General features: G+C 70.9%; 7 protein-coding genes and 4 pseudogenes. 5 read left to right on the forward strand and 6 right to left on the reverse strand.

Translation table 11 applies throughout. The features are described from left to right. Positions 1-8 precede the first annotated feature (8 nt). Positions 9-3,890 carry an AAA domain-containing protein gene (locus tag ACFYS8_RS15115; protein ID WP_387640857.1) on the reverse strand — a complete coding sequence of 1,294 codons (3,882 nt, stop codon included), beginning with the start codon at positions 3,888-3,890 and terminating at the stop codon, positions 9-11. 664 nt (positions 3,891-4,554) lie between these two features. On the opposite strand from ACFYS8_RS15115, the gene paaI reads away from it, so the two are divergent. Both paaI and paaK read left to right on the forward strand, forming a co-directional pair. Then, positions 4,555-4,986 (forward strand): hydroxyphenylacetyl-CoA thioesterase PaaI, encoded by a 432-nt coding sequence (paaI, locus tag ACFYS8_RS15120; protein WP_387640858.1) that lies wholly within the window; start codon positions 4,555-4,557, stop codon positions 4,984-4,986. Then, positions 4,983-6,335 carry a phenylacetate--CoA ligase PaaK gene (gene paaK / locus ACFYS8_RS15125; RefSeq protein ID WP_387640861.1) on the forward strand — a complete coding sequence of 451 codons (1,353 nt, stop codon included), beginning with the start codon at positions 4,983-4,985 and terminating at the stop codon, positions 6,333-6,335. The genes paaI and paaK overlap by 4 nt, the downstream gene beginning before the upstream one ends. Before the next feature lie 282 nt (positions 6,336-6,617). Here the strand turns inward: paaK and ACFYS8_RS15130 are convergent. Both ACFYS8_RS15130 and ACFYS8_RS15135 read right to left on the reverse strand, forming a co-directional pair. Then, positions 6,618-7,346: pseudogene (locus ACFYS8_RS15130) on the reverse strand (putative Ig domain-containing protein); the annotation flags it as partial. Between the two features lie 201 nt (positions 7,347-7,547). Next, positions 7,548-8,258: pseudogene (locus ACFYS8_RS15135) on the reverse strand (serine protease); the annotation flags it as partial. Positions 8,259-9,145: 887 nt separating this feature from the next. Here ACFYS8_RS15135 and ACFYS8_RS15140 point away from each other — a divergent pair. Further along, complete coding sequence (locus ACFYS8_RS15140) at positions 9,146-9,829, forward strand: GNAT family N-acetyltransferase (protein ID WP_387640864.1); 684 nt, start codon at positions 9,146-9,148, stop codon at positions 9,827-9,829. A 9-nt stretch (positions 9,830-9,838) separates the two neighbouring features. On the opposite strand, the gene ACFYS8_RS15145 is transcribed toward ACFYS8_RS15140, so the two are convergent. Further along, the gene (locus ACFYS8_RS15145) at positions 9,839-11,146 is read right to left on the reverse strand and encodes a hypothetical protein (RefSeq protein WP_387640867.1); all 1,308 of its coding nucleotides are present in this window, start codon (positions 11,144-11,146) and stop codon (positions 9,839-9,841) included. A 122-nt stretch (positions 11,147-11,268) separates the two neighbouring features. Between ACFYS8_RS15145 and ACFYS8_RS15150 the strand changes: the two genes are divergently transcribed. Then, the gene (locus tag ACFYS8_RS15150) at positions 11,269-11,580 is read left to right on the forward strand and encodes a hypothetical protein (protein ID WP_387640869.1); all 312 of its coding nucleotides are present in this window, start codon (positions 11,269-11,271) and stop codon (positions 11,578-11,580) included. Positions 11,581-12,052: 472 nt separating this feature from the next. Beyond that, a complete protein-coding gene (locus tag ACFYS8_RS15155) occupies positions 12,053-13,414 on the forward strand; it encodes a hypothetical protein (RefSeq protein ID WP_387640872.1) in 1,362 nt (453 codons plus the stop codon). A 391-nt stretch (positions 13,415-13,805) separates the two neighbouring features. On the opposite strand, the pseudogene ACFYS8_RS15160 reads toward ACFYS8_RS15155, so the two are convergent. Both ACFYS8_RS15160 and ACFYS8_RS15165 read right to left on the reverse strand, forming a co-directional pair. Then, a pseudogene (locus ACFYS8_RS15160) lies at positions 13,806-14,647 on the reverse strand (IS5 family transposase). Positions 14,648-14,921: 274 nt separating this feature from the next. Then, positions 14,922-15,254, reverse strand: a pseudogene (locus ACFYS8_RS15165) (transposase); the annotation flags it as partial. Positions 15,255-15,506 lie beyond the last annotated feature (252 nt).

Here is a 15,506-nt window from a genome sequence, read left to right on the forward strand (position 1 = left end):
GGCGAACGCTAGCGAGTCCCACCGACAAGCCCTTGGCCGACTGCCCCCGAAGGCCAGGCGGTTCGGTCGCGGATGTGGTCGAACTCCTCGACCTCGCCGGACAGGACGTCGAAGTGGGGGAGTGGGGCCCACAGGCTCCGTTCCCCGATGACGTACAGGCGGTGTTTGGCGCGGCTGGCGGCGACATTGAGCAGGTGTGGGGTGCGGGCGGCCCAGCCCCGGGCGCCGGGCCGGCCGCCGCCGAGGACGAGGATGACGACGTCGGCTTCCTTGCCCTGGGCCCGGTGGACGGTGGCGCAGCGTTCGTCGAGGACCTCGAAGGTCCAGCCGGGGCGATCGCCGCAGATCTTCTTGCACTCGGAGACGAGTGAGCGGAAGGGGGCGATGATGCGCAGCCGGGTGAGATCGATGCCGTGCTGGTCCAGGCGGTCGAGGACGAACTCGAAGGCACGGCGGTCGCGTTCTCCCCAGGGGGCGTCCGGTGGCCGGGTGGGGTCGTCGGTGTTGAGCCAGCGGCTCGGCAGCAGGCCGTCGCGTTCCTCGTCGGGGAAGGCCTTGCGTGGCGTGCCGTAGACCATGAGGCCGCCATAGGCGACCTCGTTGCTGATGGTGAACATCGGCTCTCCGCAACGGCGGTGGACGCGCAAGGGGGAGCCGACCCAGACGTGTTCGTCGTCGCCGTCAGGAGCGGGCAGGTAGGTGCCGTAACGGTTGGTCCGGTCGGCGACGGCCTGGGCGGAGGTGGCCGAGGGCAGCCACTGGTCGTCGACGCCGTAGGCACCAAGCAGCCGGCGTTGCAGGACGGTGGGCATGGTGACGACGGGTTCGAGCTGGAGGGGGTCGCCGACGAGGACAGCGCGGCAGGCGCGCCACAGGGCGCCGACGGCGGCTTGCGGGGTGGCCTGGCCGGCTTCGTCGACGAGGACCCAGCCGATGGTGCCCTGGCCGAGACGGGCGAACATGCTGCCGATGGAGGAGAAGGTGGTGGAGACGACCGGGATCAGGAGGAAGAGGGTCTGCCAGGCGCGCTCGACCTCCTCGTCGGGGATCGGCCCGTTGGTGTTCGTCATCAGCTCCATGAGGACCTGGAGGTTCCCGTGGACCTGCTTGGCTGCCCCGGCGACGAGGGCGCGGTGCAGGTCGAGGGCACGCAGGAACAGGTCACTGCGGGCGATCGACCAGGCCTCGTCGGACCACGGCGAGCCGAGTTCCTGCTCGCGCTCGTCGAGGTGGAGCCAGTCGAGCGGCAGGGAGGGCAACGTCGATGCGGCATCCCGCAGTTGGCGGTGGCGGACGCTGAGGTCGGCGACGGCGGCGTCCAGGTCGCGCCGGGCCGCCGTCGCGGCGGTGCGGGCGGCCGCGAGGTCGGCGCTGGCCGCGTTCTCCCGGGCGAGGGCGGCCTGCTCGCGGGTCTGTGCGTTGGCGAGTGCGGTCGCGGCGTCGGCGACCACGCGGTCGGCGTCGGCGTGCAGGCCGGCGGCCAGGGCTTCGATGTGGACGGCGTCGGCGACCTGCTCCACGGCGTCGTCGAGGGCGCGTCGCTGCTGGACGAGCAGGTGAAGGATCTCGGCCTGGGTGCGTTCGCGCTGCTGCTCGGCGGCCTGCCGGTCGGCGGTGCTCTGCAGCAGTCGGCGCAGACCGCCGCGCATACCGCGTTCGACGGTGGGGGAAGCGTCGTAGCGGGTGGTCAGCGCGTCCACGTACTCGCGGTGGTGCGCGGCCCGTTCCCGCGCGCCGGACAGGCGTGCGCGGGCGGCTGCCAGCTCCTGGCGGGCTGCGGGTACCAGTCCGCCGGCCGCGCGGAGCTCGGCCTCGGCCGTCGCGGTGGCGGCACGGGCGGAGGCGACGGCGGCGTTGGCCGCGGCCAGGCGGGTCACGGAGGTGGCCACCCGTTCGTCGGCCAGCGCGATCGCGGCGTCCAGATCCGTGATCCGCTGCCGGGCGCGCGGGGATTCGACGGCCTCCAACTCGGTGGCCAGGCGGGTTCGTTGACCGCGCAGGCGCTCCACCTCGGCCTCGGCCACGCGGAACGCGGCGACGGCCTCACGCCACGACGGCACGGGCCGGGCCGGGGCCGCGGTCGGGGCCGCGGTCGGGGCAGCGCCGGTCCCAACGGCCGGGTTCTGTCGGTAAGTTGGCGAGTTCGGCGGGATCCAGCTGCTGAGGATCGCCTTCATGCCGGTGAGCGGCGGCAGGCCGGCGGCGGTGCGGGCGTCGGACTCGTCCGACGGCAGGCGGCCCCACCAGAACCGTTCGCCGAACTCCTTGCGGTTGGCCTTGTTGCCGAGCACGGCTGCCACCAGGCCCCATGCCGGAGCGCCGCCGAGGAGTGCCGAGGCGAGATCGGAGAAGTGGTCCGGGCCGCCCCGCCAGGGCTCGTCGAGCGCGTCCAGCCCCGGCAGTTCCGCGGTGATGTTCTCCACCGCGCCGTTGTTGGAGGAGGTGACCACGATCTCGAACCCGGTCAGCCGCGGGTCCAGCCGGGCGACGTAACGCCGGTGCTTGCCCTGCCGGTCCAGGCCCCGCCAGGCACGGCCGGTGAATGCCTGCCCGGGTCGGTCGAAGCCGGCCATCACCGTTGCACGCTCGACCACCAGGGCGGCCACCAGGTCGCGCAGCATCGTGGTCTTGCCGGTGCCCGGCGGACCGTTCACCGAGAACAGCCCGCCCTCGGTGCCGTCGCGGTCGGCGAGCATCCGGTCCACGGCGAACTGCTGGCTCAACGCGAGGGGGAAACGAGCCGGTGAGGGCCACCGTCCGGCCGGAACCAGAGCCGGAGCCACCCCGGCCAGGACGGCCTCGCGCACCTGCCGTACATCGGTGCGCGCCGCCATGTCCACCGAGCCCTGTTCGGTCAGGTAGGCGTCCAGCGCAGGCCCGAGCCCCTGGCCGGCCGCCGCGCGCACCCGGGCCAGGTCGGGCGGAAGAAGGCTGTTCAGGAACGGCGCGGCGGCGGCGACCTTCGTCCGCGGATCACGCGGACGGTGGACCAGTCGGCTGCGCACGCGGATCACCCGGGGACGCAGGTGTGCTTCCACCCCGCACAGGTCCGCGATCTGCGCGGTCAGTGCCACCAGGTCGGCGAGACCCACAGGCCGGGGACCCGGGGCATCCTCCCCGGCCGGCGGGCCAGGGGAGGGTGCCGCAGGGGCGGGTGCCGGAAGCTCGGGTGCCGCAGGCTCGGCGGAGGAGCCGCGCTCGGTGTGGCCCGGCCGGCCGTCGTCCGCGTCCTCCGGGGCGACACGGCGGGCAGCCGCCCAGTCGGCGGCGCGCCGGACAAGCGGCTCGGTCGCGCCCTGCACTGCGGCGCCGGCGACCTCGCCGAACAGTGCCCCCACCGCGCCCACGGCGGCGCCACCCAGGATCTCGGCCAGCAACTGCCGCCATCCGGAGGCCGTTGACGCCGGTGCGGGAGCCGTCGGGGCATGCGGGTGGGGCTGGTGCTCAGGCACCGGTCCGGAGCCCGAGGTGTAGGGAACGGGGGTGGCGGCCAGCGTGTCGATCGCGTTGCCGAAGGCGTCATTCAGGTCCTCGAAGCCGTCCAGCCACTCCGGTACGGACGGTCCGGGATCGAAGAGTCGACCGGTCGCCCACGCGCACGCGGAGATCACCGACGTGTCTTCGATCGGCCGGCCCTCGTCGTCCAGGACCAACGCGAACATCGCACTCTGCCCCGGCAACACCAGCTCGGCCTGCGGTACCCTGGGATCCGGGTCGGTTCCTTCGGGCAGCATCGCGATCATTGCCTGGCGCAGCAGCTCCAGGTCGAAGACGCCCCCGTACACCTCGTGGCGCCACATCTTGCCGTACGGGGCCCGGCGCTTGGCGGTGTCCGGGTGCTGCGGATCCCACGGCAACGGCAGCCGTTCCCGGCCCGGTTGCGGATCCATGTCGACGACGTATTCGTCCGCGGGTCCGGAGCGTGCGGCGCGGCGCCGGCGCCGCAGCGCAGGGATGGCCGGCGGGCTGAACAGCTCGATCGCTCGCCAGCACTCCAGCAAGGCCTCCCGGCCACGGTCCTGCGCGTGTCCGCTCCGCACCCACTGCCCCCGCGTTGAACGTGCGGCGTGTGGCCGCCCCTGTGTCGATCAGCTGCTGGCCGAATCTACCGGACGGTCACTGGGCCGATCGTCGCGTGCGGGCCGTTGGTCCACCGTGCGAGGGCCTGCTCTCGTCGCCGGCCGCATCCCTGCCCGCCGAACGACTGCCAGTCCTGTACCCCGACCGGCGCTCCGCGTGGGTGGCGGCGCGTTCGACGCGGGCCTCGACGGAGATCACGCCATGGAAGCGTCCGGACCCGGGGCCGTGGCTGACCGATGCAGGGCGAGTGGGACGCGATGGTGTGGGCGAAGGTCGACCGGGCGTTCAGGCGGGCGAAGGACTTCGCGGACGTGGCGCATTGGACGGGGAGAACCGGCGAAGAAAACGGGTCGATCCTGGGCGTTCGGCGACATGCGCTCACCTCTTGACAGGCACTGCCGATGCTGGATTACTTGGCCGAAATCGAGACGGTAACCGAATGTTCGGTCGGGCGACAAGAGTGGTGAAATGCACATGAATCGACCACCCGACGGCGCGGTCGCGGCAGGACCCGCCCAGCTGATGTTCGCCGCGGACACGGCGTCCCGGAGCCTGGGAATTCAACTCCTGGCCGCCGCCGACGGAACGGCTTCGGCGACCATGACGGTGACCCCGCAGATGGTCAACGGCCACGGCATCGCGCACGGCGGATACCTGTTCCTGCTGGCCGACACCACCTTCGCCTGCGCCTGCAACAGCCACGGTCCGGTCACCGTCGCGGCGGGCGCCGACATCACCTTCGTCGCCCCGGCACGCGAAGGCGACCTGCTCGTGGCGACGGCACACGAGCGCACCAGATTCGGCCGCAGCGGCATCTACGACATCACCGTCCTGCGCGGCGACGAGGTGATCGCGGAGTTCCGCGGCCGCAGCCGCAGCCTCAAGGACGTGAAGGAGACACGATGAGCACGACCACCGGCACGACGCGTTCCGTCGGCGGGCCCCGGCGACTGGGCGACGCACTCCCGACCGGTCTGCGGGACGAGGGCGAGCGCCTGGACCCCGAGGAGCTGAAGGCACTCCAGCTCACCCGGCTCCGGAGCACCCTGGAACACGCCTACCGGAACGTCGACTTCTACCGCCGCAAGTTCGACGAGGCCGGCGTCCGGCCCGAGGACTGCCGCACACTCGCCGACCTCGTCCGCTTCCCGTTCACCACCAAGGCCGACCTGCGCGACAACTACCCCTTCGGCATGTTCGCCGTCCCGAGGGAGGACGTCCGCCGGATCCACGCCTCCAGCGGCACCACCGGCCGCCCCACCGTGGTCGGCTACACCGCGAACGACCTGTCGATGTGGGCGGACATGGTGGCCCGGTGCATCCGCGGGGCCGGCGGCCGCCCCGGCGACATCCTGCACAACTCCTACGGCTACGGACTGTTCACCGGTGGCCTCGGCGCACACTACGGCGCCGAACGCGCGGGCTGCACCGTCATACCGGCTTCCGGCGGCATGACCGCCCGCCAGGTCCAGATCATCCAGGACTTCCGGCCCAGGATCATCATGGTCACCCCCTCCTACATGCTGACGCTCCTCGACGAGTTCGAGCGCCAGGGCATCGACCCGCGCACCAGTTCCCTGGAGATCGGCATCTTCGGCGCCGAGCCGTGGACCGAGGAGATGCGCCGTGAGATCGAGGAGCGCCTGGACATCCACGCCGTCGACATCTACGGCCTGTCCGAGGTGATCGGCCCGGGGGTGGCCGGCGAGTGCGTCGAGACCAAGGACGGCCTCCACATCTGGGAGGACCACTTCTACCCCGAGGTCGTCGACCCCCTCTCCGACGAGGCGCTGCCCGAAGGCGACAGCGGCGAGCTGGTCTTCACCTCCCTCACCAAGGAGGCCCTGCCGATCATCCGCTACCGCACCCGCGACCTCACCCGGCTGCTGCCCGGCACCGCGCGGCCCGCCTTCCGCCGCATGGAGAAGGTCACCGGCCGCTGCGACGACATGATCATCCTGCGCGGCGTCAACGTCTTCCCCACCCAGATCGAGGAGATCGTCCTGCGCATCCCCGCCCTCGCCCCGCACTTCCAGCTGGAACTGACCCGGCGCGGACGCATGGACCACATGACCGTGCGTGTCGAAGCACGGCCGGACGCGAGCGCCGACGAGCGCGGGGCCGCCGCCGCAGCCCTCGCCAAGGGCGTCAAGGACGGCGTCGGCATGACCGTCGGCGTTGATGTCGTCGACCAGGACACCCTGGAACGCTCGCTCGGCAAGCTGCGCCGGGTCGTCGACTCACGGAAGTCGTGATCACACGTCTGGGACCCTGATGGCGTGACCCGTCCTCCGTCCGACGGCGTCCCCGGCCCGGCGGCCCCAGGCCCGGCGTCCCCCGGCCCGGCGCCCCCGTCCCCGACCGGACCCCCGCCGAGGCCCGGCGACGGGGCCCGGCGACGGGGCCCGCCGGGTCGCTCGGCGGGGCCGCGGGCCGCACCCTGTGCTGGGCGCCTTGACACCCGACCCCGCCGCGCTGAGGACTCAGCCCGGCGGATCCACCGGAAGCGTTCGGGTGGCTCCGCCGGGCCGTGGGGCTCAGCTGGTCTGGATCGCGGTGTCGTCGATCACGAAGGAGGTCTGCAGCGAGGCGTCCTCGACGGCGTTGAACTTCACCGTCACCGACTGACCGGCGTAGGCCGACAGGTCAGCGGTCTTCTGGGTGTAGCCGGTGTTCTTGTCGAGGTTGGAGTACGTGGCGACCGAGGTGCCGTTCGCCGTGACGGTGAGCTTGTCGTACGCGCTCGAGGTGGTGGTCTCGGCGGTGTCGATGTGGAGCCAGAAGCTCAGGGTCGCCTTGCAGCCGGTCGGGATGGTGACGGTCTGCGAGATGCTGTCGGTGTGGCTGGAGCCGTAGCCGTCCATCCACGCCTTCCACGAACCGCTGTGCGCGGCCTGCGAGGCGGAGCTGTCGACCACGCCGGAGGTGGTGGTCCACGGGGCCGCGGTGCCGGTCTCGAAGCCCGCGTTGCCGAGGAGCTGCGCCGGGGTGCAGGTGCCCTGGTTCGTGGTGACCGTCCAGGAGAACGTGGTGGAGGCGGTCTTGTTGGCCGCGTCCTTGACGGTGACGGTCACCGAGGAGCCGCCAGAAGTGGTGGCGGTCCCGCTGATCAGGCCGGTGGAGGCGTTGATCGACAGGCCGGCGGGCAGGCCGGTGGCCGAGTAGCTCAGCGGGGCGGTGCCGCCGGATGCCTGGATCTGCAGGTTGACCGAACCGTTGACCACGGTGGACTGGTTACCCGGGTTGGTCACCGACACGGCCGCGCCGGCCGGCTTGGTCAGCAGGCAGCCGCTGACGTTCAGGTCGATGACCCGGCCGGTGCCCAGGCAGGTGGTGAACCAGTACGTCTCCTCACCGTAGCTCTGGCCCTTGGTGACGGTCGTGGTGCCGTCCGCGGCCACCTCGCACGGGTTGTTCATGGTGCACATCGCGCCGTCGTCGTTCCCCGTGTTGTTGATGCCGACGACCTTCTTGCTGGCGGCGTCGACGATGGGCGAACCGGACGTGCCGTGCGTGGTGTTGCAGCCCGTGCTGTAGCGCAGCGAGTCGTGCCAGGTCCACTGGTCCTCGCGCAGGGTGCCGACGAACCCGTTGATCGAGCAGTTCCACACCTGCTTCCAGTACGAGGACGGTATGTACATCGCCGACCCGTCGACCGGATGGGTGTCGCTGATCGTCAGCGCGGTCGCCCCGTACTTGGAGGTGATGGCGGCGAAGGTGTCGGTGAGCTGGTACAGCGCGACGTCGGTGCCGGTCATCGTCGCGTACAGCACCTTGTCCGCCTGGACGGTGCCGAGCGAGGTGCCGGAGGAGTCGAGCAGCGTGCCGCTGCGGCTGGCGCTCGCGTTCTGGATGACCTGGCCGGCCGACGGCATGGTGGGCAGGCAGTGGCCGTTGGTCAGCATCATCGCCCGGTCGGTGTCCACCGAGCTCGGGTAACGGACCAGCGAGGCGGAGCAGTTGCTCAGCGCGATGGTGGAGGTCAGGTCGCCCGCCTGAACGGCCTGCGCGGGAGCGGCACCGAAGGTCAGGGCACCCGCAACGACCGCGCCCGCGCCGAGCGCGGCGGCGAATCTCTTGAACATGGCTCTCCTCGTGGGGGATTGCGGACGTGCGACCGGTTGGTGCACGTCTGCGCCGCACGAAAATGCCATGGCCACTTCAATGCGGTCAACCATGTCGACGGAACTCGCAATCGAAGCCCTCCGCAGAAGCCCCCGTCGGGCCGGAGTTCTGGCGCACCGTCAAATCGCGTATGACCGAAACCCGTTCGTCGCCGATGGGCTGCGCACCTTGGCCCCCGCTCCGGGGATGCGAGTTGCCCGGTGGCGATCAGGGCGAGGCGTGAGAAGAGAGTGCCGGAGAATCCGAAGAGTTGACGGAGCGTCCGACCGCCACTGCCACCCTGGAGGCCGACGCGCCCGTCGGCGGTGGAGACGAGCCGGTCGGCTACGGAGACCGCGCCCGTGGGTGGTGAGGATCAGGGCGCGGCCGCCGTCGGCTCCGTCTCGACGTTGACAACTCGATTCGCCCCGCCGATCGACGGCTGGCCCCTCCCCCTCCGAACGGGGGCGACCTGCGAACCGTGGTTTGCGATCCAACGAGGGGCCAGAACACTCTGGGGCTCCGCGCCGAGCAGGTGCGGCAGTGACCTGGGAGGATTCAGCGGATGCTTCATCTTCCGCTGGTGGTACGGGAGTCAGGCGATGTCGAAGACGGCCGTGACGGACACGAGGTCCGACCAGCGCTACGCGTGGGTGGCGGCGCGTTCGACGCGGGCCTCGACGGAGCGGGCGGCGAGGGTGGGGGTGGCACGTCGCCCTCCACATCGGCGACGACCAGATGATCGAGGCCTCCGCCCGGGCACCGACATCAAACAGGCCAGCCTCTGGATCATGGGCCGCCCCGACTTCTACGCCCGCCCCTGACGCCGCCCGCCCCGCGGTGACGACGGGTCAAAACCGCTCGGCCGGCGGCGGATCGGGGCACACTGCGACGGCAGGAAGTCCGCACGCCCGAGGAGCTGCGGCGGCTCGGCGTCGGGACGGCGCTGCTGCGGGCCGCGATGCCCGCGGTCGTGGAGTCCGGGCGCGGCATCGTCCGCGGCCAGCCGATGAAGCCCGACTCCGCAGGGTCGGCCTGGGCGGCGGGCCTCGGGTTCGAGGTGACGCACAGCATGGTGATGCAGGTCCTGCGCCTCGCGGCGATTCCCGCACGGCTGTGGGAGGTTCCCGTCCCGGCCGGCTACCGGCTGACGCAGTGGACCGGCGCCTGTCCCGAGGAACTCGTCGACTCCTACGCCGCGGCCCGGCGGGCGATCCAGGACGCCCCGTCCGGCCGGTCGAGCCACCGGGAGCCCGCCTGGACGCCCGAACTGGTCCGGGACGCCGACCGGGAACTCGCCCAGGCAGGCGCCGAACAGCGGGTGGTCGTCGCCGTCGACGACAGCACCCGGCAGGTGGTCGGCGTGCACGTCGTCCACAGCTACCCGCACCGCCGGGAGATCGGCTACATCCACGACACCTCGGTGCTCGCCGCGCACCGCGGGCGCGGGCTCGGTCGGGCGATGAAGGCCCGTCAGACGCGGACGATCGCTGCCGAACGGCCGGACCTGGAGCTGATCTGCACCACCACCGCCACCACCAACACCCACATGATCGGCATCAACCACGCGCTCGGCTACGAGACGGCCCGGACGATGAACTGGGTCGAGACCACGACGGCGGGGCCGGCCGGGAAGCCGGCCTGAACGACCGGGTCACAGACGGTGGACGGTGGAGGTGTCCTCCGCCCAGAGCCAATTCACCGGCTGGTAGCGCTTCTTGGCGGCGTTGCGGGCCTTGGCGATGCCGGACAGCGTGGCCTCGACGGCGGCGGGGAGGTCGGCGAGGTCGGCGGGGACGGGGACGCGCAGCACGAAGTGCTGCTTGCGGTGGGCCAGGAGGAGTTCGCCGGCGGGGGTGCAGTCGAGCAGGGTGAAGTGCACCAGCGGCTTGAACGGCTTGTCGGCGGTGGACACCCGGGCCCGCAGCGCCCCGTCGGCGGTCCAGGCGTACAGGCCGTAGCGGTTGAGGTGGAAGGCGCGGGCGCGGTACGGGTCGGCGGCGACGGTGAAGTCGAAACCGGTGAACGGGCTGTCCTGGTACAGGTGCAGGCCGCCCAGCCGGCCGCGGACCGTGCCCCGGTCGTCGATCAGCGCGAAGCTGAACTCCTGGCCGCGGCTGCCGGAGCGGAAGGTGTGGCCGTACACCGGGACGACGAACAGGTCGTCGCCGAGCGCGGACGGCCGGGTCATGAACGAACGGTCGTAGCCGTAGAGGCTGCGGCGCGTCCCGGTGAGCTCGGTGAGGGCCTCGGCCAGCGACGGCGACGGGCGGTTGGCCCCCAGCACCGGTGCGTCCCCGAACACGACGTGTGGCTGGGCGTCGGCGTCGGTCTGACGGGGCGTCCGGTCGGTCAGCGTGGCGATCGCGCGCAGCCGCGGCTTGTGCCCGGGGGCGAGCACGTCGCCGGGCTCGGTGACGGCGACCAGGTTGAGGATCGCGCCCGCCCAGTTGTCCACCTTGAACTCGGAGGTCGTGCACAGCAGCCGCCCGCCCGGCGTGACCGCGACCGACGCGGCGAACGGGTCGCCCGCCGGCCCGTCCGCGAGCACGCCCGCCGTGGGCATCGGCCAGCCGGCCCGCACCTCGTCCAGCCCGGGGGAGACCAGGTGGGTGCTGCCCGGCCTGGTGCTGACCGCCAGCGAGCCGTCCGGGAGCACCGCCAGGTTCGCGTCGTTGCCCCAGCCGACGGCCGCCACCCGGTCGTCCGAGTGCTGCTCCAGCACGGCGGTGGCGACGGGCGTCCCGCCGGCGTCGTAACGGGTGATCATCCGCTCGCTGAAGCGGGGCACCGCCGGGTCGCGGGGGTACCGGTCGTGCCGCCACAGGATGCTCAGCACGTAGGTGTCCCCGGCGGGGGTCGCCACCGCGTGCTCCGCCTTCATGCCCCAGTCGTGGGCCTCCGGGTCGAGGGCGTGGCGCCGGACCAGCGAGGCGGGCGCGGTGACGGGAAGCAGTGTCATGCCGGACATTCTTTCGGATGCCGCCGACAGCTCCTGACGTGCCGTCGGGTGCGGGCGCGGCTCCCGGGCGGGCGGCGGGAAACCGGATGACCGGCTTCCGGGGGCCGCCGCACCGTGGGCGGATGGGCAACGACGCACAGCAAGGCATCGAGATCCGGCCGATCGTCCGCGAGGAACTGGCCGTGTGGGAACGGGCGATCGCCCGCGGCTTCCTCCGACCGCATGTCGCCCCGGCGACACAGTGGCGCGAGTGGACCATCACCGGCGCGTCCAACACCGCCCCGGCCGCCGCCGACGGCGAGCAGCTGGCCGAGCAGCCGACGCCCGACCTGCCCGGCGGCGGCGCGGCCCAGGTCGCCGAGATCGAGCAGGCCCTGCTGACCGCGCTCGCCGCCAGCGAGCAGAAGGGCGCCGTCGTCCGCGCCGAGCGCTAAAGCACCCGCCCCGCCCCGCCCGGGTTCCGGTACGGAGCCACCATCGACTTCACGGACGGATGGAGGCTGTGCGCCACCTGCGTTCTCTGGGGCTGGAGTGCAGCGTGAGGTGAGAAAGGGCGGGTTTGGCCAGCTCAGTGCCGGTCTGATCCAGGCTGAGCCGTGCTACAGGTGTGGTGCTGTTCCCTGATCAGGTGACCCCACTCCTGAACCCTCTACATGGTCTCCGGGATTGGTGGGCTCGCATGTCGGGTCGTTCACGAGCGGTGCTGACCAGGGACGATACCGGCCAGTGAAGATCGCGTTCCGATTCACTGGAGATCGTTTCCCGAACGGCTCCTACGTAGGGGGTATCTCCCATCCGCGTTGACATCCCACAGGTGTCGGAGCTGGCTGGAACACTGCGGCCGTGATCGACAGAACAGCCGCCAGTCCTTTAAGCGCTCTCGCAGCGTCCGTACCGTCTCCCGCCTTGGCCGAGCTCACCGGCACCGCGTGGAGTGAGTTGCCGCACTTCTGTACCGGTCTGCACAACGTGCCCGACACACCGGACATCCTTATAGGACTACTCGACAACGATCACACCCGCCGGGCGCGAGCGGTCTGGGACCTGTACCGGCTGCTCCTCAACCAGGAGCGGGTGTTCCCGGCGACCGCCCCGGCGGCTCTGGTCGTCTCCGCCCTCCTCGACGATCCGCGCATGCTCACCAGCGGACAGTGGGAGCGGAGAGCCGGCACGCGACCGCTGCGCGCGGAGCTGTTGAACTGGTTGGCCTCGTTCGCCGATGTCGCTCGTCTGGACCCGGAGGACGGTGCCGGCGCACCGCAGGATCTTGCCGCCGCTCGCGCTGTACGGCCGACGCTCCACACCCGCGTCGCGGCCTTTTGCGAGGACGACGATCCGCAGGTGAGGGAGGCTGCTGTCGCGGCCACCGCCCTTCTGCTGGCAGATCCCGCCCTTGCCGCGTCGATCCTCCGCTACGCACCCGTCGTCCGCGATGTGCTGGCCCGGAGCGCGGACTCGTACTACCGGTGGATCGCGCGGGAGCGGTTGGAGACCTGGGGCGAAGACATCGCAGACCTCACCACCGCGGAAGAGGAACACCGCGCGGCTGTGGACCGGGCGCACAAGCTGGCGAACAACCCGTTCGACGAGGGCCAGGGGCAGGCGATCCGATGGCTGGCCGAGCAGCCGGAGGACACCGCCGCCTTGGAACCCCCGGGCCGATGGCACCCGGACCGGGCGGCACCGGAGCGAACGGCCCCACACGAGCCGGCACCCGATGCGCCAACAGCCGTCCAGGGAGGCGCGCCGGAGCATCGGGGCCTGTGGAGGATCGCCCGAAGCGAGGAGCGCGACGAGTGGACGTTCACGCCGCACATCGGGGTGGGGCCGCTGCACTTCGGAATGACCCTGGAGGAGATCACCGCCGCCCTCGGCGAAGAGGGGGCTGTCTCGGGCTACCACGCTCCCGACACTTACGAGCGCAGGCTCATCTACGTCGACTTCCGCACCGCTGGAGTCAGGGCGCTCTTCCGGATGAACCGCCTGCAGTGCGTGGCCGTGAACGCCCTCACCGGTCCCCAGGTACGGCTGGACGGTGTTCCGCTGACCGGCTGCGTACCGTCCCAACTGGAGGACTGGCTCATTCACCGGCCACTGCACGGCCCTCTGATGTACAGCGTCGCCGGCGACCCGGTCTTCCCCGACCTCGGCCTTGCGATCCGTTCCCAACGCGCGGGCGACATCAACCTGACCCGACCGCTCTTCCTACTGCACAACTGGCTCGACCTCTGGCACTCACTGCCGAGCGAGGAGTGGAACTACCGGTAGAGGTTGCCCGGGCGCGATCTCGCGATACAGGGCGACGCTCCGCTGAGGAAGCAGCGTTCCCAGCGGTTTCCGGATGTGTATCGGCCAGGGCGTCATCCTGGCCGAGCGGGACGGCAGGGTAGTCGGATCGCCCTGAAGATCGGCCTCGCCGCGGTGTGCTTGGCTGAGTCCGTCGCGGTAACGGTGATCGGCATCGTCTGCCACGCTTGACAGCGGGAAGTGCGGTGGCCGAGAACGGCGGTGTCGCGGGGGCAGCGTGCTCCGCGACACCGCCGTTGTGGTCAGTCCTTCTCGCCGCCGCATTGGTTCAGGGCCCGCTCGTCGATGCCGTCGGGCACGTAGTGGGCGGCGTTCTCCTGGAGGTCGAGTGCGTCGAGCAGGGGTTGGATGTTCACGCCGTCACCGCTTTCGGGTTGCGCCGGGTGGGTGTGTTCGTGCCGGTGAGGCGGCGGGCCATGACCTGGGTCATCGCCCAGTAGATGCGGGAGGCGGCGGAGGCCGGGCGGTGCTCGTGGTCGCGGACCAGGCGCCGGTGCACTTTCAGGATCCCGTAGGTCTGTTCGACCCTCCAGCGTTTCGGCTGCGGGACGAACCCCGCCTGGTGCGGGTTGCGTTCGACGGTCTCGACGTCGATGCCGACAAGGCCGCCGTACGTGGTGACCTGCTTCTTGAAGCCCTGGTCGACCAGGGCCTTGTGGACGCTGCCGCCGGTGTTCTCCACGACGTGGTCCAGCAGGGCGATGCCTGCGGCGTTGTCGTGCGTGTTCGCGGCCAGGACGATGACGGCGATGACCAGTCCCAGGACGTCCACGGCCAGGGCCCGTTTGCGGCCCGGCACTCGTTTCGCCGGGTCCCGGCCGGTCGTGGAGGCGGGGACCCCGGCGGCCGCGTGGACACTCTGCGTGTCCAGTACCACCAGGGTCGGGTCCTCTAATCGGCGGGCCCGCTCACGGACCTGGCAGCGCAGGAGTTCATGGACGACCCGGTCGGTCCCGTCGTCCCGCCACGCTGCGAAGTAGTAGTAGGTCGCACTCTTCGGCGGCAGGTCGTGCGGGAGGTAGGCCCACTGGCAGCCGGTCCGGCCCTGGTAGAGGATCGCGTTCACGATCTCCCGCATCGAGTAGACGCCCTGATGGCCGCTCACCGACCGGCCCTTCCATGCAGTCAGCACCGGCTCGATCACGACCACTACTCGTTCGTCAAGTCGCTTGGGTAGGGCTTGCGTTCACTCACACCACCACCCCAACAGAGCACCGCCCCCGGACGGGCGGACTCCGCCCCTCCCCACACCATCAGGTGACAGCAGAATCGGTCAAATACTCACGAACCGCCCTCTTGTAGCCGCAGCACACTGGGCTGGTAGGACGCGGGCCGCCAACCCGGGACCGGCACCGCGCTGTCATGCCCTATTGCATGGTGGCGCGGGTCCTACGGGGCGCTACGGCCCGGCTCGCTGAGAACTACTTTTCTCGCGCACGTGGGAGGCGTCCACGCAGACGCGCGTTCAGTCGATCAGTCCGGCCGCATTCAATTCGGCCAGGAGTATGCGGTGCAGGGCCGCGAGCACCCCTGCCTCCTGCCAGCGGCCGAGCCAGCGCCAGCAGGTCTTCCCGGAGCCCAAGCCCAGTTCGGGCAGCACCTCTGCCAGGTGATACCGGTGTACAGCACGAATAGGATGCCCTGCAGGCACAGCCGGTCGTCCAGCGGACGCGGCCCGGCGACCGCTCCGGCCACGCTGACAGCAGCAGCTCGACCCGGCCCACAGCTCGTCGTCCACGATCCACGGTTTGTTACTCACGCCATCGCGAACGGACGAATCGTCACATCGGTCGCTCCCCACCAGTAACGATCACAAAGATCGTGTTATGAGTTCCTATGGAGCGAGGTAGGCCCATCAGTTGTAGAGCCGCTGTGCTTGGCTAAGATGCGATCGTTTCGTTTCTCGCCCCCTGTTCGCTTGTCGCTCTGCATGGACGACCGGTTCGGCGGTGCCCGCTCATGCGGGCGCCGAATGGATGGGGCTGGCGGCTACTTCGAACGAATATGCTTTTCCCGGTTAGCGCTGAGACGGCAACGCTCCAACACTGACTCT

This window comes from Kitasatospora sp. NPDC004615 (genome assembly GCF_042873545.1).
In the GTDB taxonomy this organism is placed as follows: domain Bacteria; phylum Actinomycetota; class Actinomycetes; order Streptomycetales; family Streptomycetaceae; genus Kitasatospora.